A 19,737-nucleotide genomic window follows, 5' to 3' on the forward strand; every position below is an offset into this window, starting at 1 on the left:
ATATGTCAGAAATTTTGCATCGTTCATTAACCCGTCCGATCCGTGTCGGCAACCTCATCATCGGTGGATCCAATGAAGTCGTCATCCAGTCAATGACGACAACAAAAACTCATGACGTCGAAGCAACCGTCGCTGAGATTTTACGTCTCGAAGAAGCGGGTTGCCAAGTCGTCCGCGTCGCTTGTCCTGACGAGCGTGCGGCTGACGCCCTCGCTGAAATCAAGAGCCGCATCAACATCCCGCTCGTCGTCGATATTCACTTCGACTACAAATTGGCGCTCAAAGCCATCGAGAGCGGTGTCGATAAGATCCGCATCAACCCGGGTAACATCGGTCGTCGCGAGAAAGTCGAAGCGGTCGTCAACGCCGCTAAAGCGAAAGGCATCCCGATTCGCATCGGTGTCAACGCCGGCTCACTCGAAAAGCAGTTCCTTGAAAAGTACGGTTATCCGACGGCTCAAGGAATGGTCGAGAGTGCCATGCACCACGTCAAGATTTTGGAAGATCTCGGTTTCTATAACACGATCATCTCGCTTAAGGCATCTGACGTAAACCTCGCCCTCGAAGCATATACGCTCGCAGCCAAGACGTTTGATTACCCGCTCCACGTCGGAATCACGGAATCAGGCCCGCTCTTCTCAGGATCACTCAAGTCTGCTGCCGGCCTCGGGGCAATCCTTTCGCTCGGTATCGGTTCGACGGTCCGTGTCTCACTATCTGACGACCCGGTCGAAGAAATCAAAGTCGCCAAAGAAGTGCTCAAATCGTTCGGTCTTGCGGCTAACGCAGCGACACTCATCTCATGCCCAACATGTGGACGCATTGAGATCGACTTGATTTCGATCGCCAAAGAAGTCGAGGAGTATATCCAAAACATCAACGTCAACATTAAAGTTGCCGTTCTCGGCTGTGCAGTAAACGGACCAGGGGAAGCCCGTGAAGCTGATATCGGTATCGCCGGCGCCCGCAACGAAGGCCTTCTCTTCCGTCATGGGAAAATCATCCGGAAAGTACCGGAAGCCACGATGGTCGAAGAATTGAAAAAAGAAATCGACGCCATCGTCGCCGAAAAATTGGCCGCACGTGAACTTGAAGAGCAAGAGCTCGCCAACCAATCTAACTAATCCTTTGCCCGCTCGGTTGCAACCGAGCGGGCTTTTGGTACAATAAGGGTTATGAGCAAGGAGGGACGAATATGCACATTGGAATTGACCTCGACGGAACCGTCACGGATCCGCAAAGTTGTTTTCATTATATGAACGATGCGCTCGGATACGCCATCGATTATCATCAGGCGACCGAATACGAGTTGCATACTTATACAGATATGACACAAGAAGCGTTTTGGCGCTTCATGATTGAACAAGGTCATGAGGAAGCGATTTATCGTCGCTCACTTCCGCATTCCGAAGTGAACGCCGTCTTATGGAATATGCGCAAGTCGCACCGCCTCCATTACGTCACGGCTCGGAGCGAGGCCGTGCGCGCCGTCACCGAGGAGTGGATTCGACAGCATGAACTCCCACTCGACTCCCTCATCATGACGGGGAGTCATGACAAGGTCGGTGTCGTCAAACAGCTCGACCTCGACTTGTTTATGGAAGACCGCTATGAGAACGCGATCTCCATCCATGAACAAACGTCGATTCCGGTGCTGTTGTTCGACGCCCCGTATAATCGTAAGCCGTTGCCGACCGGCGTGAAACGGATCTCCACGTGGAGCGAGGCCCAACACATCGTGCGTCACATCGAGACGACGAATTCGATCACCATCTAAACTAAAAAAGAGGAATCCCGAGTGGGTTCCTCTTTTTTAGATGCGTCCGATCGCTTCGATGACATCGGTCGCGAGCACGCTCGCCGGATGAACCTGTTCGCTCGCCTTTCTCGCCGCGAGCGCATGCCAGAGAACCGCTTGCTCATTCGGTGACTTGTCGGTTTGTAAGCGGTCCGTTCTCGCCCATAACGCGAGCAACATCCCCGTCAACACGTCCCCACTACCACCTTTCGCGAGCGCTGAAGCCTCGACCGTATTGACCGCCCCGGTACCATCCGGATTGACGATGAGGGTAAACGTCCCTTTCAAGATGAGATGGACCCCGTGCGTCATCGCAAATTCTGAGGCAACCTGAAATCGATTCGCTTCGATTTCGTCGACTGATTTATCGATCAAGCGCGCCAGTTCACCCGGATGCGGAGTCAGCGTGAGCGGGCCAGATGCCTCGAGGCGCTCTTTCGTCAGCGCTCCGGCATCGACGATGAGTGGCGCGCTCACGTTGCTGATGAGTGTCCACACTCGCTTGAGACGCTCGTCATCGATGAGGCCAGGACCGATCGCCGTGGCAGCGTAGTCCTTGTCCGGTAACTCGTCGATGTCGTAATACATTGCCTCCGGCAAACTCGAGGCGAGCGCGAGCGCCTCATACGGGATGGCCAGATCGAGCAGACCGACTCCCGTCCGGAGCGCCGACCGCGCCGCCAAGAACGGGGCGCCGATCAAATGACGACTTCCGCCAATCAAGCGACCGTGCCCATACGTATTTTTATGACTATAGGAATCCCGTTCGAGTAGGTTACGGTCAAAGTCTGATTCCGTCAGCACGCGCCATCTTGACGTATGCGGCAGTCCGATCTCAACGACCTCGACCTTGCCGTAATACGGCGCAGTCCGTTTTAAAAACGCGCTTCGCTTATAGCCGTGGAGCGAAAACGTCATCTCCGCCTCAACGGCGTGACCGTCAAAGTTGATTGCGTCGTCACTCGGGACTCCGGACGGGACATCGATTGCCACGACGGGTGCTTGTTGCTTGCGTATCCATGTGATCACGTCACGGGCCTTACCCGTGACCGGACCATGGAAACCGACTCCGAACAATGCATCGATGACGTGATCGGCGTCTTGCGGCTCATCGCTGACCGTGACAAACTGTCGCGCATACTGTGCATGCCTGCTGCCTTCTGTCGATTTCGGTTCACCGAACGGGGCATAGACAGTGACGGCATGACCTCGTTGCGCCAATTCGCGCGCCACGACCCAACCGTCTCCCCCATTGTTGCCCGCTCCACAGACGATGAGGACGGACGTTCTCAATTTGAAGGTAAGACGTGCCGCCAAGGCCGAGGCCGCCCGCTCCATCAAGACGTCAGCCGGCATGCCATGTCGGAGCGCTGTCTCGTCGGCCTGCTTGATTTCAGCTGCCGTATAAATCATTCCGACTCCCCCTTTCGTGATTCGACAAAAAAGGGATTGCATGAACAATCCCTTTTTGGTCACTTACATTGTTTACAATACCCATAAATTTCGAATTTATGATCGACGACTTCAAAATCAGGGTCGAGCGTCTCGACGTAGCGCATCGGACAGAGTTCGAGCAACTTCGTCTTGCCACAACCTCGACAAATGAGATGGTGATGGTGATGATTCGATCCGCAGGTGACACGGAACGCTTTTTCTCCGTTCAACTCGGTCGCCTCGAGCAGACCTTCTTCGGCGAACGATTTCAAGTTGCGGTACACCGTGTCAAAACTCATCGTCGGATGCTTTGAGCGCATATAATCGAGGACGTCTTTCGCACTGACATAGCGTTCTTCCGCTGCGAGAAAGGCAAACATCTCGATCCGTTTCGGCGTCACTTTGAGAGACGAGGACTGCAAGCGGGCCAACTGTTCAGTTTCCTTCATAGCGAACCTCCTTTTTCCGAGCGATCCCGAATCGCTCAGCCAACATGACGACGGCCAAAATCAAGACGGCGAGCAAAACGATGACACCGCCTGGGGCGACATCAAGTTCATAGGCGAGCACGAGCCCACCGATTGTCGCGACCTCACCGAAGACGATCGACCAAAGAATCGTCTGTTTAAAGCTGTTTGTGAACCGGAGTGCAGCCGCGACCGGCAGCGTAATGAGACTCGATACGAGAAGCGTACCGACAATGCGCATGCTGACGGCGATGACGAGTGCGACGACGAACATGAACAACACATGCAACATCGTGCTCGGCAAGCCGGACACTTTGGCTTGTTCCTCATCGAACGACAAGAACAACAGCTGTTTATAAAACATGACGATGACGAGCAAGGTGATACCGGCCACCGCCAAAATCAACCAAATATCCGACAGACTGACCGCAGAAATCGATCCGAACAACAGCGTCGATAAATCAATTGAAAATCCACGCGATAGCGAGATGAAGATGGCACTAAGCCCCATCCCTGCCGACATCATGATGGGAATCGACAACTCTTGGAAGTGCACATATTTCCCGCGAAGCCAGTTCAGCCCGAGTGCTGCGAGGACGGATACGAGCGTCCCGAGGTAAAGCGGGTTCAACTCGTTGAACAGTAAAACGTACTGTCCGAGAAATAGACTGAACGATATTCCGGCAAGCGTCATGTGGGATAGCGCGTCGGCAATCAGGCTCATCCGTCTGACGACGACAAATGAGCCGATGAGCGGTGCGGTGAACCCGATGACGACGGCTGCGATGAACGCATAACGTAAAAAGCTGTACGTAAACAGATTCGCAATCATGACGTACCTTCATGGACGAGCACTTTGACCGGATATGGCTTGATCGCGGTCAATTCGCCGAGTTCACTATATTCTTTCAATCCACAGTTGCACGCCATCCGTCCGTGGTCGAGATGGACGACTTTCGTGACGAGGTCGGTGACGACGTTCAAGTCATGGGTGACCAGAATGAACGTACATGTCGTATGTTCACGCAACAGATGAAGCACTTCGTAGAAGTCGCGCAAATGCTTCTGGTCGACGCCGACCGTCGGCTCATCCAAGATCAGCAGGTCCGGCTGATTGACGATGGCCCGGGCGATAAAGACACGCTGTTGTTGCCCACCAGACAAGCTACCGATCTTCCGATGCCGGAACTGCCACATGTTGACTGTCTCAAGGGCATTTTGAATGGCCGCCTTATCCTCGATGTTCAAACGCTTGAACAAACCGAGCCGTCCATAGCGGCCCATGGCAACGACTTCCTCGACCGTCACCGGAAAACCCGAGTTAAACGATGCCGCTTTTTGGGAAACGTAACTGATACGGGACTTGTCTTTGAACTGGCCTTGAGGGCGTCCAAACAGTTCCACTGTCCCGGTTTGTGGGGATAACAGTCCGAGAATCGTTCGAATCAATGTCGATTTCCCGGATCCGTTCTCCCCGACGACAGCAACGAAGTCGCCTTGTTTGATATCGATGGACACGTCCTGTAGCGCGGCGGTCCCATCGTAGTGATAGGAAACATGATTTAATTTTACGACGGATGTCGTCATAAGTTACCCTTCTCTCGTGTTATAAATCGTAATCATTTCTACTTGCTTGGCGTCTGTATTATACAGAATATCAGGCGAGGCTTCAAGTATGAGGCGATGAGAGAGGATGGTCGGTCCGTCCGTATGAAATGCATATGTCTTTTCAGGATCTTCGGTGTACACTAGAGATAACGCAGAGGGGGTTTTTCCGTGGAGAAAAAGCTAGCAGTCATCGATATCGGATCGAACTCGATTCGAAACGTCATCTTTGAAGTGAACGGGCACGGCCAATATTTCGAACGGCTGAACGTAAAAGAAGTGGCCCGGTTATCGAGTCATATTACCGACGACAATGAACTGTCCGAGTCCGGCATCGAGGCGCTCATCGAGACGCTCAACCATTTCCGCAGGTTGAACGATCATCATGGAGTGAAAGAAGTACTGCCGGTCGCGACAGCCGCCATCCGTAACGCCAGCAATTCTGAAGCCATCTTAGAGGAAGTGCGACAAGCGACAGGGATGAGGATTCGACTGTTGAGCGATTATGAAGAAGCCTTTTACGGCTATTCAGCCATCGTCAATTCGACGTATATCGAGGATGGCTATTCGGTCGACATCGGCGGCGGTTCGATGGAAGTGACGTACTTCAAAGACCGTGAACTCGTCTTCTATCACAGTTTTCCATTCGGCGCCGTCACGTTGACTGAAGACTTCATGAAAGGTGACACGCTCTCAAAAGACGAGCGCAAGCAACTGACGTCGTTTTTGAAGAAGTCGTTCAAAGACATCGACTGGCTCGTGCCGCACGGCATTCCGCTCGTCGGAGTCGGAGGGACCGCTCGAAACCTCGTCCGGGTCGAACAGTCGCTGTCGTTGTTCCCGCTCGAAGGCATCCATCAATACACGATCGGAGCTGACCGCTTGCATGAAGTCGTCGATGAGCTCATCGATATGTCGAGTAAACAGTTGGGCCGGCTTGACGGATTGTCGAAAGACCGAATCGATATCATCGCCCCGGCTGTGACCGCCATCGATGAACTGGCGAAATATTTGAAAGTGCCCGAGTTCATGATGAGCAACAACGGGTTGCGCGAGGGATTATTCTACGAATATTACTTAAAAGAAAACAACCGTGTCCGCTTCGGCGACGTCAAAGAGGAAAGTTTCCGTCACTTCGAGAAACAGTATGACGTCGACCCAATCCGGCACAAACATTTGATTCACTTGGCCCGTCAAATTTATACCGGCCTGATTGAAACAAAGACGATCAAACCGAAACCGTTCGAACCCGGCCTGTTAGAAGGGGCCTGTCGCCTCGCCTACGTCGGGGAATACATCGACCATAACAACAAGAGTGACCATACGTTCCACTTGATCACGACGAACGACTTTAAAGGGATGAACAATGAGGACCGGCTCGCACTCGCCTTGGTGACGTCATATAAATCGCGCCGCCTGCTCGAACAACACATCGAGGGCTTCCCGGAATGGTTCGACTCGAAGATGTTGAAGAGCTTAGAGCTGCTCGGCTCGATCGTCAAACTCGTCGATGCGCTCGATTTGACCGAACGTCAAGTCGTCGAGGACATCGACGTCGACTCGACAGACGACGGGCTCGTCTTCACGCTTCATACGCACAGCTCGCCGCGTTTTGAAGTCCAGCGCGGCATCCGTCATAAAAAACATTTGGAACGTGCCATCGACCAAACCATCGAGTTACGTGTAGAGGAGAGAGATTCATGACCATCTACTTACCCGAACATTTCAATAACCGCGAGCTCAGTTGGCTGAGCTTCAACGAACGCGTCCTCCAAGAAGCGATGGACGCACGCAACCCACTCATGGAACGGTTGAAGTTTCTCGGCATCTTCAGTTCGAACCTCGACGAGTTTTACATGGTCCGTTTCGGCGGATTGAAAGATGAAGTGCTCGCCGGCTTCAACCGTCCGGAAGACAAGGCCGGATTGACACCGAAACAGCAAATCAAAGCCATCTCTATCAAAGCTCAGGAACTCGTGGAGGTCCAGTACGCGACATATAAGAAAATCGTCAAACAGCTCGCCTCGGAGAACGTCCGCTTCCTACGCCCGAAACATTTGAACAAAGAACAGCTCGACTTCGTCAAGTTATACTTCCGGACTCACGTCTTCCCGGTGTTGACGCCGATTGCCGTCGACGCTTATCGACCGTTCCCGATGCTGTTGTCCAAATCACTCAATATCGCCGTCGAGATCGCCTCGACCGATGAAGGCAAAAAACGGCTCGCCCTCGTCCAGGTACCTGCCGTGTTGCCGCGTTATCTCGAATTGCCGACAGAGGACGAGGACCATACCGATTTGATTTTGCTCGAGGACGTCATCATTCAGTTCATCGACTCGTTGTTCAAAGGATTTGAAGTCGAGTCGACGATGCCGTTCCGAATTACACGAAACGCCGATATGCCGTTTCACGAGGAAGGCAGCCGCGACGTTCTGAAACAGATTGAAAAAGAGTTGAAGAAACGGCGTTATGGTGTCGCGATTCGCCTTGAGGTTCAGCAACGGTCGCTCAGTAAACAGCTATTGTTCATGCTACAGGACGTGCTCGATTTGCACGAGCGCGACATCTTCCTCGTCGACGGCCCAATCGATTTAACGTTCCTGTTTGGAGTGTATAACAAGATTGGCATCGAGTATGACGACATGATTAACGAGACGCTCATCCCGTTCGTCCCAGAAGGACTTGAGCCGGGGAAAGACTTGTTCCAAGCGCTCCTCAAACGCGATTACTTGCTCCATCACCCGTACCATTCGTTCGATCCGATCGTCCGCTTTATCGCTCAAGCTGCCAAAGATCCGAACGTACTCGCCATCAAACAGACGCTTTACCGAGTCTCCGGCGACTCACCGATTATCAAAGCGTTAACCGACGCCGCTGAGAGCGGGAAGCAAGTGACCGTCCTCGTCGAATTGAAGGCCCGATTCGATGAGGAGAAGAACATCCAATGGGCGAAACAACTTGAAAAGGCCGGCGCCCACGTCATTTATGGTTATAAAGAACTAAAGACTCACTCGAAAATCACACTCGTCGTCCGGATTTTAGAGGGCGGGGTCTTACAGCGCTTCCTCCATCTCGGCACCGGTAATTATAACGACTCGACCGCCAAATTGTACACGGATATCGGTTTGTTGACGACGAACGAAGAGCTCGCCGAAGATGCGACCAACTTCTTCAATTGGCTTTCCGGTTACGGTGAACGCCCATCATGGCACAAGTTTGAAACGTCACCAGACGACATGCATGATTTCTTCCTTCAAAAGATTGACGAAGAGATTAAACTGCATGAGAAATACGGAAACGGCCGCATCGTCGCCAAAATGAACTCGATTACCGACAAACCGATTATTACGAAACTATATGACGCCTCACAGGCTGGGGTCAAAATCGATTTAATTGTCCGCGGCATCTGTTGTTTGCGTCCCGGAATCAAAGGCATCTCCGATAATATCCGGGTCATCTCCATCATCGACCGGTATTTGGAGCACTCGCGTATCTTCTATTTCTATCAAAATGGGAAAGAAGATTTATATTGCTCATCAGCCGATTGGATGACGCGCAACATGCGGAAACGAATCGAGATTCTCTTCCCGATCCTCGACGCGAGCCATAAATCCTACATTAAAGACATGCTCGCCCTGCAACTCGTCGATAACGTGAAAGCCCGAATCCAACGTGCTGACGGGAGTTACGTCTATATAAAACAAGAGGCCGGACAAGAGCAGATTCAATCACAAATCATCATCCATCAATATACGGGCGGTCGCTGGAACAACATTCCGAGCGTGTTTGAGCGCGAACCGTCGAACTGGGCTGAACGGGAAGTCCTTCGCTTACGAGCTGAAAACGAGAAAATGACAGATGACTGATGTTAGACTTCTCAAACGAGAATGAACATTGTATAATGAATTCGGTCACCTGTTAATAAAGCGTTTTCATTTCGATTATGGAGGAATCATTCATGCAAGAAATCCTATTGTCATTGCTTGCCGGTCTCATTTGTGGCATGATTTTCACGGCCTTGAAGTTGCCGCTCCCTGCCCCGCCGGTCTTACCAGGCGTCATCGGCATCTTCGGTGTGTTTCTTGGGATGAAAGTATATCAATTCGCACTCGCGAACTGGCCCTTTTAATTCAAAAAACGAAGCCCGCGGGCTTCGTTTTTTTTATAGATTATAATGTCTCGCTTTGTGACACGTCGGGCAGAGCCACGTGCCGCTCCCTGCTTCGAGATGATACTCCATCAAACGAATCCCGGTCGGCCCGAAACGGTTCATGTCATCCCCGCACGCTTCACAGATGGCCGTCGGGGCGAGCTGTGACACTGCCTGCTCTTCGGTCAAGTGAGCAGTGAACGTCTCCCGGGTCCACTTGGCAGACGGGACGCGGTACCCTTGCTCCCATTTGGTACGGATGACGGCGTCCGTGTCTTCCTCGTACATACCTGATTGAAGCAACGGATGATGGAAATCAAGACCGACCACGTCGACGAGGCTATACGCCTTCGCCTCTGGTACCGCCTCCGTCCGCCAATAGCGGTCGGCCGGGCGCTTGGTCATCTCGACGAGCATGACTTCGACTTCAGCCACGATACCGTATCCGAGAATCTCAATCCAAGCTGTCCCCTCTTCGAGCCGGCCTTCCACATAGAACGGGCTCGCTTCCTGAAAGTAGATCGGGAGCGCGGACCAGACATCATACTCGTTCGGATCGATTCGGATGATGTTCATCTTACTGGTGCGCGAGCGTGAACTGTTCGCGCCATTCGACATCGAATCGGTTCGCCCGGAACATCTCGATCTCTTGTTTGTACGGTGCCACTTTCGTTTTCTCACTGATCGGGATATACGGCGTCTCCAAAATTTTTGGCAAGTGGGTGAACGCCTCGTGGTGGATGATCCGGTTCAACGTGTCGAAGCCGATTTCGCCATAGCCGATATTCTCGTGACGGTCTTTTTTCGCGCCGCGCACGTTCTTCGAATCGTTGACGTGGATGACGCCGAGACGGTCCAGTCCGACGATTTGGTCGAACTGTTCAATGACACCGTCCAAATCGCCGACGAGGTCATAACCCGCGTCATGAACGTGACATGTGTCGAAACAGACCGAGAGCCGGTCGTTGTGCGTCACCCCGTCGATGATCGTTGCCAGTTCTTCGAACGTCTTGCCGAGTTCGCTGCCTTTTCCAGCCATCGTCTCAAGTGCGATTTTCACGGTCTCGTCACCGGTGAGCACCTCGTTCAAGCCTTCGATGATGCGGGCCAAGCCGACGTCTTCCCCTGCACCGACATGCGCGCCCGGGTGAAGGACGACGTGACGTGCGACTTGGAGCGCTTCGGCCCGTTTGATTTCGGCGGCCAAAAACGAGACGGCGAGTTCGAACGTCTCCGGTTTCGTCGTGTTGCCCAAGTTAATGATATACGGGGCATGGACGACGATCTCGTCGATGTCGTGCGCCGCCATATGGGCGAGCGCCGCCTCGATATTCAAATCCTCGATTGGCTTGCGCCGTGTGTTTTGGGGCGCACCCGTATATACCATCATCGTGTTAGCGCCGTATGAGACGGCTTCTTCACTGCCAGCGAGCAACATTTTCTTACCGGATACAGAAACGTGGGAACCAATTTTTAACATAGTCATTTCTCCTTCATTCTCATCTGTCCTTAGTGTACACAAAAAGAAGAATCGACTCCACGAAGTCGATTCTTCTTTTGCTTAGCGTCGGTTCTTTTTACGAACTTCGCGACGTTCCTTACGTTGGCTCTGCATATGCTCACGTGAGGCAGTCTCTTTCAATTTATACTTGAACTTCTTCTTGTAACCAGGTTTGACCTTTTTCTTCGCCTTCTTGATTTCGCCCGCCATCCGGCTGTGCGCCGTTTGCGAGACTTTCATCTTCCGGTCGGTCGTGCGGCGTTTGCGTGTCTTGATCTCTTGAAGCGATCCGTTCTTCAAATCGACGTGCTTGAACGTGAATCCACGCTCTTCGAGTCGATTGATTGGACCGTTCTCGTGATCTTCATACAGCGTGTACGCTTCGCCAGTCTCACCAGCGCGGCCCGTCCGGCCGACACGGTGCGTATAGAAGTCGAGGTCTTTCGGAATGCCGAAGTTGATGATGTGCGACACACCTTTAATATCGATGCCGCGCGCCGCCAAGTCGGTAGCAATCACGAACTGATATTTCGCGTCGTTGATGTCTTTGATCGCTTGCTTCCGGCGACGGGCTTGCATGTCCCCATGAAGCGTGCCGACGTTGAGTCCCGCCTCGCGGAACGACGTCTCCAACTCATCCGCATCTTGTTTCGTGTTCGTGAACACGAGACAGACGAACGGGTTGATTGCTTTTGCGATGTCAACCGTCAATGCCTTGCGGTCCCGGTGACGGACCGGGATGACGTGATGCTTGATTTTCGGAACGACGCGGTGCTCTTCACTCGCTTCCGCGTAACGCGGGTCATGCAAATATTTCTTCAAGAACGGTTGTAGCTTCTCAGGAATCGTCGCTGAGAAGACCATCGTTTGAAGTTTCTCTGGCAACGACTGCGCGATGCGGTCGACTTCAGGCAAGAAGCCCATGTCGAGCATTTGGTCGGCTTCATCGACGACGAAATGCGTGACTTTGTGCGGGAATAACGCTTGGACTTTCATCAAGTCTAGTAGACGACCTGGTGTCCCGATGATCAGTTGTGGTGGGTTTTTCATCTTGTCGATTTGTCGTTCCCGGTCAGTTCCTCCGACAATCAGACTTGTTTTAATGTAGTCCGGCTGTTTGACGAGGAGCGTTTTCAACTCTTCGTGAATCTGCCATGCGAGTTCGCGCGTCGGTGCGACGACGATGGCTTGGACCGATTCTTCTTTCGGATCGATTGCTTCTAAAATAGGTAAGAGGAACGCAAGCGTCTTCCCCGTCCCGGTTTGTGATTTCCCAATGATATCGCGGCCATTCATCGCAGCCGGAATGATCCGGGCTTGAATGTCCGTCGGTACTGTGATGCGCTTTTCTGTCAAGGCATCGACGATAAACGGTAACAATTTGAACTGTTGGAAGCTGTTCAATCGATACACCTCCTGTTTCTTTCCACTTTTCCTAGCATAGCGGAATCTAATCATTTGTCAATTAATCTTTTGCGAGCCCCTCGTACAAATAGCTCGACGAATAGTAGTGTGACGCAATTTTCTTGCCGTTCAAATGATGTTCGAGCGCCTTGAATCCGACCTCGATCATTTCGTTCGGTGATTGGACGACGGTCGCATCGACTTTCCCGCTATGAATCAGCGGATAAATGCCGGTCACACCGTCGACCGATACGAGCGTTTTGTCACTGAGGCCATGGCTTTCGAGGGCCCGGACGACACCGAACGTATTGTCATCATTGTGAGAAAAGACGGCATCGAACGGAATACCGGCATCGAGCCACCGAGACATCTCGATCTCGGCTTGGAACGTGTCGTAATTACCCGTGATCGAGGCGACGACTTGCAGGTTGTCGTTGGCCTTGTCATATTCCGTCAACCCGAGGCTCCGATCGATCGTCGAACGAACTTTGGCGGTCCCTCTCACTTCGACGACACGAATCGGACGGTCGAGCCCGGCGTGTTGGGCGGCGATATGGTTCGCTGCCATCCGGCCGATCTCGACGTTATCGGACATGACCGACGTCAAGACGCTGTCATGGTCGATCATCCGATCGATGGCGATAATCGGAATACCCTCCCGTTCGGCCCGTTCGAGCGATGGCCGAATGAATGCTTCATCGAGCGTTGTCACGAAAATCGCTTCGACCCCGCGGTCGATCAGCGCGTCCAATTTTTCTTTCTCCACGACACGGGAATCCTCACTCGTCGTCGGGACAGGGATAAAGCCTTTTTGATTCGCCGTCCGGACGAACGCGGCCAACAGTTTATTGGCATGCTCATGCTTTTCACTGACGAATACGAAACCGACTTCATTATTTTCTCTCGCCCGTTCCGGTAATTGGATTGACGTAATCAATAGAATCGATAGCGCCCAGACGATCGGAAGCCAAAGCCAGTAATGTTTGAACCCTTTCGTCATGGATGCGACCGCCTTGGGATTTTAATCATCATGGCCGTACCTTCTCCTTCAACACTTTCAATTTCCATGTGACCGTTCACGGCTTTCAAGTATTCCCGAATCATGTAGATCCCTAAGCCGTTGCCGTTCTCTTTCGTTGTATAAAACGCGGACCCGACCGACTTGACTTGAGATTCGGTCATCCCGATCCCATTGTCTTCGATCAAGAAGTGGTAGTCCCGTTCCGTAAATTGAATCGTGACCGTCACGACGCCGTCGGCACCTTTCGTATCGACGGCCTCGACCGCGTTTTTGAACAAGTTATAGATGATTTGGACGAGCATGTCGTTCGAACAGTAAAACGGCGGCATGTCGTTCGGGACGTTCAACTCCCAGTTCGTGACCCGCTTATAGCATTCGGCGTCGAGCAAGAATTCGAGGCGTTTCGCAAACTCGGTCATGTCGAGCCACTCTTCTTGTAGCTTCGCCTGGTCGGGCTTCGCGAGCGTGAGCATCGTCGTGATCAAATGGTTGGCCCGATCAAGTTCTGAAAGCGCGAGATCGAGCATGTCGCTGCTACTGTGTCCTTCTTTCACCATCTGCAACGTGATTTGGACCGGCGTGAGCGGATTGCGAATCTCGTGGGCAATCCCTGCCGCGAGCTGTCCGAGCGAGGCGAGCTTCTCTTGCTGCAACAATAGTTGCTGTTGACTGAGCTGTTCGCGTCGGGCCGTCTCCATGCGGCGGGAATAATCGTTATACGTATCGAGCAACGTCTCGACTTCTTTGGAGCCGGTCCGTTCGAGTTGGATCGGTTCGAGCGACTGTTGTTTCTTGATGTTTTGCACAAGTTCGAGCAGCGGACTTGTCAACGTCTTCGACAACAGTAGACCGACCATGATACTCAAGAAGAATGTCACGAGCGTAATCATCAAGTATTGCCAACGCGTCGCGTACACCGCTTCGTAGACCGAATCGGTACTATGCTTTGCGAGGACGCTCCATCCGTTGACACGCGCATCGGGCTCAAACATGAGGACATCGTCTTTCGTGCTGAACACCGAACGGACGTCGTAGGCGTCCGTCGCTTCGATGATGGACCGGGACAAACGCCGTTCTGCGTCCGTGACGAGATTGAACGAGGTCGACAATACTTCGCCCCGTTCATTCAACAAGTAGAGAATCATGTCATCATTTGCCGATTCGAGCATCCGACGATATAAATCTGAATTGAGCACGCTGATACTACCGCCGAACATCCCGATCATCCGGTTGTCTTCAAGCACCGGTACGTATAAATATGTCCCAACGTCACCCGAAATCGAAATCGGGTCACTCATAAACAAGTCGTTCCTGCCGCCGGTGAGCACCTCTTTAAATTTCGGATCACTCTTGAGCGTCAGCGCCGGTACTTGGCGTTGCGAGTACCACGTGAACGCATCGCCTTCTAAATCGTAATAAAAAATCGAGGTGAAGCTCGTCCGCTGATTCAAATAACCGGTGCGGATCCGCTCTTCGATATACGTCTCATTCCCGACGTAAGCACCGAGATAGACCAAGTCTTCGTATAGTTTACCGAGTCGCGTCTCCAGGTTTTCGATACTCCCGTCAATCGCGTAGTCGAATTGTTCTTTCGCCAGTTCTTCCGCGCGGGACACCGTCACGCGGTCGGCAGAGAAGGCTAATGAAGAGATGACAAGTCCTAGTATAATGAAGATAATAAATGTAATCTGAAAGAAGTACGATTTTCGAACTTCAAGCAATGTTCTTAGGCGTTCCACGGTGTCCCTCCTTTCTAACCTTAAGATTATAGCATGAATACACGGAAATCTTTTCGTATTTTCGAAACAATGTTAGACTAATACGTATGAAAGCATCGCGAAAGGAGCGTTCCTTACAAAATGAAAGTTAAAAAAATTAGTCCACGCGGATATTGCTACGGCGTCGTCGATGCCATGAAGCTCGCCAACGAAGCTGTGGCCAACCCAGATTTACCGCGTCCTATCCATATACTTGGCATGATTGTCCATAACCGTCATGTCACCCAAGCATTCGAGGAACTCGGCGTCAAGACGGTCGACGGTGAGGATCGAATGAAAGCGCTCGAGACAATTGATCGTGGAACGGTCGTCTTTACCGCCCACGGCATCTCGCCGCTCGTGCGTAAGCGTGCCATTGAGAAAGGCTTGACGATTGTCGATGCCTCGTGCCCGGATGTACTGGTCACCCACGATTTGATTCGCGAAAAGACAGCTGTCGGTTATGAAGTCATCTACATCGGCAAGCATGGCCACCCGGAACCGGAAGGCGCGATGGGCGTCGCTCCAGGAAAAGTTCATCTCGTCCAATACGAGAGTGACTTCGAGGCGCTCCCGGCTCACCTGTATGATGCAAAAATTCTCGTCACGAACCAGACGACGATGAGCCAATGGGACGTCTCGGCCTTGATTGAGATGATTCAAGAACGGTATCCTCATGTCGAGGTCCACAACGAAATCTGTAACGCGACCCAAGTCCGGCAAGAAGCTGTCGCTGAACAAGCCGGTGACTGTGAACTATTGATCGTCGTCGGTGACCCGAAGTCGAACAACTCGAACCGTTTAGCCCAGGTATCGAAAGAGATTGCAGGCACGAACGCCTACCGCATCGGCGACTTGAGCGAACTCGACCTGGATTGGCTCGAAGGTGTCGAAACGGTCGCCGTCACGTCAGGCGCGTCGACACCGACACCAATCACAAAAAAAGTCATCGACTTCTTGACCCAATATGACCCGCTCGATTTGAGCACGCACGATAAGACGCCATATCTTGAACTGCGCAGCATTCTTCCGAAAGTGAAGGCGCTCCGTAAATGACATGAACCCCCGTCCTCTACCGAGGACGGGGGTTTTTCGTTTAATCATCAGTAGAAGCGGAACGGGTTTGTATCGGCTTCCGAAACAAACAATTCGACATCGAGTTTCGCACGTTCACACTTCTCGCGCATCACGTCGACGACGCCTTGCTTCATCACGCTCTCCACGTGATGACCCGGGTCGACGACAGAAAGTCCGAGCGCCATTGCATCGTGGGCCACATGGAAGTACAGGTCGCCCGTCACGTACGCATCCGCACCTTTGAAATGGGCTGCCGATACGTATTTATTCCCGTCCCCGCCGAGCACCGCCACTTTCTCGATGATCCGGTTCGGATCGCCGACGACACGGACGGCTTCGACGTCAAAGCTCGTCTTGACGTGTTCTGCGAACGCGGCGAGTGTGAGAGGCACCTCGAGACGTCCGATACGACCGAGGCCGAACACGGGCCCGTCAATGTCGTCACGAATCAAATCGTAGGCCACCTCTTCGTATGGATGCGCGTCCGTCATCGCCTTAAGCACTCTTTTCTTTTGGCTCTCCGTGACAATCGTCTCGATTTTCACTTCCTCGACATGTTCCGTCTTGCCGTGTTGGCCTAGATACGGGTCCGACCCTTCGAGTGGTGTGAACTGACCTTCTCCCGAGACGGTGAACTGACAGTCCTCATAATCTCCGAGACGACCGGCTCCGGCCCGGCCGAGCGCCTCCGACACGGCTTGCCGATGCGTCGTCGGGACGAAGACGGACAGTTTATACACCGGTTCTTCATACGTTGGAATGAGCACCGTCGGATCGACCAACCCGAGTGCCTGACTCATCCAGTCGTTGACCCCGCCCTGACAGACGTCCAAGTTCGTATGGGCGACATAGACGGCAATGTCATGCCGAATGCATTTCATAACGATCCGGCCAGCGGCACTGCGATCGTTCACTTGCGCAAGCGCGCTGAAAATGGGTGGGTGATGGGCGATAATCAAGTCGACGTCTCGCTCGATTGCTTCATCAACGACCGACTCGAGCACGTCTAGCGTCACCATGACTCGTCGTACCGGTTTATTCAACGTACCGATTTGAAGACCAATTTTATCGCCCTCGACCGCGAGATGTTTCGGGGCGAACTCCTCAAACAATTGAATGACATGATTTCCGTTCGCCATCAGTTGCTCACCTCTCTCATTTTGTCACGCAACGTCTTGAACTCCTCCTGTTTGCGGATGAGCGCTTCGGTTTGGGCACCTGCCGCCATCTGACCGAGCACATAATCGAGCTTGTCCGCCTCGCGGCCCCATTTCATTTTGAACGCCTCTGGGCGTGTCGTGAGCAAGTACGGTCCGAACATGAGCTGCCACGCGCGTTCTGTGTCATCTAGGCTATAGCACGTCTCCGTGCCACGTTCTCCGACGAGAATCTCGTATACTTTGTCATTCTCTTCAACGATTGATTCCGCGACTAGGACGAATCCTGCGTCGAGCAACCATTCGCGGACATGTTGTCCATCCACGTTCGGTTGCAGGACGAGCCGTTCGACGGCACCTAACTTGTCACGGCCGCTCTCTAAAATCGACCGAATCAAACTTCCGCCCATCCCGCAAATTGAGATGCATGTCGCCTCATCTGCTTCGAGGACGGCGAGCCCGTCACCGAGACGGACGTCGATGTTTTCGGTCGCTCCGATGAGCTCGACTTGAGCTTTGGCCGCTTCCATCGGTCCACGGTTCACTTCGCCTGCGATGGCGCGGTCGACGATGCCTTGCTGAACGAGATAGCATGGCACGTAGGCGTGGTCAGAGCCGATGTCCGCCACTACACTGCCTTTCGGAATGAAATCGACGACTTGCTTCAGTCGGCGGTCTAACGTCACTTGTTCTTGCATAGGGACAACTCCTTTTTCTACTTCTTCACTATTAGGGTAACGAATATTTATATCCAGGACAATAAAAAACGTACCCCAGAAGGAGTACGTTTCACCCTTATTGTTCGAGCAACCAAGTCGCGAGTACGTCTGCTTCTTCGGCAGTCGCGAGACCGGCTGGCATTGCACCTTTACCGTTGACGATGATGTTTGTGATCTCTTCCGCCGATAAACGTTCGCCGACGCCTGTCAACGCAGGACCGACGCCACCTTCGAGATTTCCACCGTGGCAACCTGTGCAGCCTTTCGCCGCATACAAGTCTTCCGGGTTCATCTCAGTGACCGACGGACCTTCAGCAGCCTGCTGAGCTTGGTTCACGCCAAAATACGATAATGAGACCATGGCAATGATTGCGACGATCGCGATCGCTGCAAACGGTAACAATGGATTACGCATTGTATTTCCCCCTCATGTTCATTCCAAATTTCTACCCATCACTATTTTACTCAAAAAATAATAAAGAAGGAAGGAAAATCACTCATTTTCCTTCCTTTCTTCTAAAACTTCACATTTTATTCAAAAACACAATTAATCAAGGAAGTCTTTCAAGCGTTTCGAACGGCTCGGGTGACGGAGCTTCCGGAGCGCCTTCGCCTCGATTTGACGAATCCGCTCGCGGGTGACGCCGAACACTTTCCCGACTTCTTCGAGCGTGCGCGTACGGCCATCATCGAGACCGAAACGGAGACGGAGCACGTTTTCTTCGCGGTCCGTGAGCGTGTCGAGCACGTCTTCGAGCTGTTCTTTGAGTAGCTCATAGGCAGCGGCGTCTTGGGGTGCCATCGCATCTTGGTCTTCGATGAAGTCGCCGAGGTGCGAATCATCCTCTTCCCCAATCGGTGTCTCGAGCGAGACAGGCTCTTGGGCGATTTTCAAGATCTCACGCACTTTTTCAGGTGTGAGTTCCATCTCTTTGGCGATTTCTTCAGGTGCCGGTTCGCGCCCGAGGTCTTGCAACAGTTGACGTTGAACACGAATCAACTTGTTGATCGTCTCGACCATGTGGACCGGGATCCGGATTGTCCGAGCTTGGTCGGCAATGGCGCGAGTGATTGCTTGACGAATCCACCACGTCGCGTACGTCGAGAACTTGAACCCTTTCATGTAGTCGAACTTCTCGACGGCTTTAATGAGGCCCATGTTTCCTTCTTGAATCAAGTCAAGGAAGAGCATACCGCGCCCGACATAACGTTTCGCGATTGAGACGACGAGACGGAGGTTGGCTTCGGCAAGACGTTTCTTCGCCTCTTCGTCCCCTTGTTCAATCCGTTTCGCGAGTTCGGTCTCATCTTTCGCACTGAGGAGATCGACGCGGCCGATCTCTTTCAAATACATGCGGACCGGGTCGTTGATCTTAATACCTGGCGGGACGGACAAGTCGTTCAAATCGACCTCTTCGTCCTCTTTTTTGGTTGGTGTTTCTTCGGCATCGGCCGCATCTTCTGTGACGCGGATATCTTTACCTTCTAAGTCTTCAATGAAGTTATCGATAAAGTCCGAATCCACCTCGAAATGGCTGAGGCGATCTTGGATTGCTTGCATGGATACGACGCCTTTTTTCTTACCTAATTTCTCGAGTTCGTCTATGGCGTTAAATAAATCCTCTTTTTTCTTCTCTGCCATCTAGC

General features: G+C 52.4%; 19 protein-coding genes. 6 read left to right on the forward strand and 13 right to left on the reverse strand.

The window, feature by feature from the left end:
* The first annotated feature begins 2 nt into the window (after positions 1–2).
* Complete coding sequence (gene ispG, locus KNP02_RS00485; protein WP_021065716.1) at positions 3–1,124, forward strand: flavodoxin-dependent (E)-4-hydroxy-3-methylbut-2-enyl-diphosphate synthase; 1,122 nt, start codon at positions 3–5, stop codon at positions 1,122–1,124.
* Between the two features lie 71 nt (positions 1,125–1,195).
* Positions 1,196–1,777, forward strand: a complete 582-nt coding sequence (locus KNP02_RS00490) for a hypothetical protein (protein ID WP_233004382.1) — start codon at positions 1,196–1,198, stop codon at positions 1,775–1,777.
* A 36-nt stretch (positions 1,778–1,813) separates the two neighbouring features.
* On the opposite strand, the gene KNP02_RS00495 is transcribed toward KNP02_RS00490, so the two are convergent.
* Genes KNP02_RS00495 through KNP02_RS00510 form a run of 4 tightly spaced genes read right to left on the reverse strand, consistent with a single transcriptional unit; the run spans position 1,814 to position 5,286 of the window.
* The gene (locus tag KNP02_RS00495; RefSeq protein ID WP_214706191.1) at positions 1,814–3,211 is read right to left on the reverse strand and encodes an NAD(P)H-hydrate dehydratase; all 1,398 of its coding nucleotides are present in this window, start codon (positions 3,209–3,211) and stop codon (positions 1,814–1,816) included.
* 59 nt (positions 3,212–3,270) lie between these two features.
* The gene (locus tag KNP02_RS00500; protein WP_034778069.1) at positions 3,271–3,681 is read right to left on the reverse strand and encodes a Fur family transcriptional regulator; all 411 of its coding nucleotides are present in this window, start codon (positions 3,679–3,681) and stop codon (positions 3,271–3,273) included.
* Complete coding sequence (locus tag KNP02_RS00505) at positions 3,668–4,531, reverse strand: metal ABC transporter permease (protein ID WP_214706193.1); 864 nt, start codon at positions 4,529–4,531, stop codon at positions 3,668–3,670. The genes KNP02_RS00500 and KNP02_RS00505 overlap by 14 nt, the downstream gene beginning before the upstream one ends.
* Positions 4,528–5,286 (reverse strand): metal ABC transporter ATP-binding protein, encoded by a 759-nt coding sequence (locus KNP02_RS00510; RefSeq protein WP_034778073.1) that lies wholly within the window; start codon positions 5,284–5,286, stop codon positions 4,528–4,530. The genes KNP02_RS00505 and KNP02_RS00510 overlap by 4 nt, the downstream gene beginning before the upstream one ends.
* A 189-nt stretch (positions 5,287–5,475) precedes the next feature.
* On the opposite strand from KNP02_RS00510, the gene KNP02_RS00515 reads away from it, so the two are divergent.
* The 3 genes from KNP02_RS00515 to KNP02_RS00525 all read left to right on the forward strand — a co-directional run bounded on the left by KNP02_RS00515 (position 5,476) and on the right by KNP02_RS00525 (position 9,433).
* Positions 5,476–7,008, forward strand: coding sequence for a Ppx/GppA phosphatase family protein (locus tag KNP02_RS00515; protein WP_214706195.1), 1,533 nt, complete (start codon positions 5,476–5,478; stop codon positions 7,006–7,008).
* Positions 7,005–9,170, forward strand: a complete 2,166-nt coding sequence (locus KNP02_RS00520; protein ID WP_214706197.1) for an RNA degradosome polyphosphate kinase — start codon at positions 7,005–7,007, stop codon at positions 9,168–9,170. The genes KNP02_RS00515 and KNP02_RS00520 overlap by 4 nt, the downstream gene beginning before the upstream one ends.
* A 92-nt stretch (positions 9,171–9,262) precedes the next feature.
* The gene (locus KNP02_RS00525) at positions 9,263–9,433 is read left to right on the forward strand and encodes a DUF1427 family protein (RefSeq protein ID WP_021065708.1); all 171 of its coding nucleotides are present in this window, start codon (positions 9,263–9,265) and stop codon (positions 9,431–9,433) included.
* A gap of 33 nt (positions 9,434–9,466) precedes the next feature.
* Here the strand turns inward: KNP02_RS00525 and KNP02_RS00530 are convergent, their stop codons facing one another.
* From KNP02_RS00530 to KNP02_RS00550, 5 genes are all read right to left on the reverse strand, one after another.
* Positions 9,467–10,072 carry a hypothetical protein gene (locus tag KNP02_RS00530; RefSeq protein ID WP_251130725.1) on the reverse strand — a complete coding sequence of 202 codons (606 nt, stop codon included), beginning with the start codon at positions 10,070–10,072 and terminating at the stop codon, positions 9,467–9,469.
* Entirely contained in the window at positions 10,032–10,934 is a 903-nt protein-coding gene (locus KNP02_RS00535; RefSeq protein ID WP_214706199.1) for a deoxyribonuclease IV, read from the reverse strand. Before KNP02_RS00535 ends, KNP02_RS00530 begins: the two co-directional genes overlap by 41 nt.
* 81 nt (positions 10,935–11,015) lie before the next feature.
* Complete coding sequence (locus KNP02_RS00540) at positions 11,016–12,368, reverse strand: DEAD/DEAH box helicase (protein ID WP_353047329.1); 1,353 nt, start codon at positions 12,366–12,368, stop codon at positions 11,016–11,018.
* A 52-nt stretch (positions 12,369–12,420) separates the two neighbouring features.
* Positions 12,421–13,359, reverse strand: a complete 939-nt coding sequence (locus KNP02_RS00545; protein WP_214706206.1) for a sugar ABC transporter substrate-binding protein — start codon at positions 13,357–13,359, stop codon at positions 12,421–12,423.
* Complete coding sequence (locus KNP02_RS00550; protein ID WP_214706208.1) at positions 13,356–15,119, reverse strand: ATP-binding protein; 1,764 nt, start codon at positions 15,117–15,119, stop codon at positions 13,356–13,358. The genes KNP02_RS00545 and KNP02_RS00550 overlap by 4 nt, the downstream gene beginning before the upstream one ends.
* Positions 15,120–15,239: 120 nt before the next feature.
* Here KNP02_RS00550 and KNP02_RS00555 point away from each other — a divergent pair, with 120 nt between their 5' ends.
* The gene (locus tag KNP02_RS00555; RefSeq protein ID WP_214706210.1) at positions 15,240–16,193 is read left to right on the forward strand and encodes a 4-hydroxy-3-methylbut-2-enyl diphosphate reductase; all 954 of its coding nucleotides are present in this window, start codon (positions 15,240–15,242) and stop codon (positions 16,191–16,193) included.
* 47 nt (positions 16,194–16,240) lie between these two features.
* On the opposite strand, the gene KNP02_RS00560 is transcribed toward KNP02_RS00555, so the two are convergent.
* From KNP02_RS00560 to rpoD, 4 genes are all read right to left on the reverse strand, one after another.
* On the reverse strand, positions 16,241–17,353 hold the full coding sequence (locus KNP02_RS00560) for a Nif3-like dinuclear metal center hexameric protein (RefSeq protein WP_214706222.1): 1,113 nt from the start codon (positions 17,351–17,353) through the stop codon (positions 16,241–16,243).
* On the reverse strand, positions 17,353–18,069 hold the full coding sequence (locus KNP02_RS00565; protein ID WP_034778092.1) for a tRNA (adenine(22)-N(1))-methyltransferase: 717 nt from the start codon (positions 18,067–18,069) through the stop codon (positions 17,353–17,355). Before KNP02_RS00565 ends, KNP02_RS00560 begins: the two co-directional genes overlap by 1 nt.
* A gap of 97 nt (positions 18,070–18,166) precedes the next feature.
* Positions 18,167–18,505: a cytochrome c550 gene (cccA, locus tag KNP02_RS00570; RefSeq protein WP_021065699.1), complete on the reverse strand. Its 339-nt coding sequence runs from the start codon at positions 18,503–18,505 to the stop codon at positions 18,167–18,169.
* Positions 18,506–18,637: 132 nt separating this feature from the next.
* Positions 18,638–19,732 carry an RNA polymerase sigma factor RpoD gene (rpoD, locus tag KNP02_RS00575; RefSeq protein WP_034778096.1) on the reverse strand — a complete coding sequence of 365 codons (1,095 nt, stop codon included), beginning with the start codon at positions 19,730–19,732 and terminating at the stop codon, positions 18,638–18,640.
* Positions 19,733–19,737: the final 5 nt, after the last annotated feature.

The sequence above is a fragment of the Exiguobacterium sp. s40 genome (assembly GCF_018617905.1).
In the GTDB taxonomy this organism is placed as follows: Bacteria; Bacillota; Bacilli; order Exiguobacteriales; family Exiguobacteriaceae; genus Exiguobacterium; species Exiguobacterium mexicanum_A.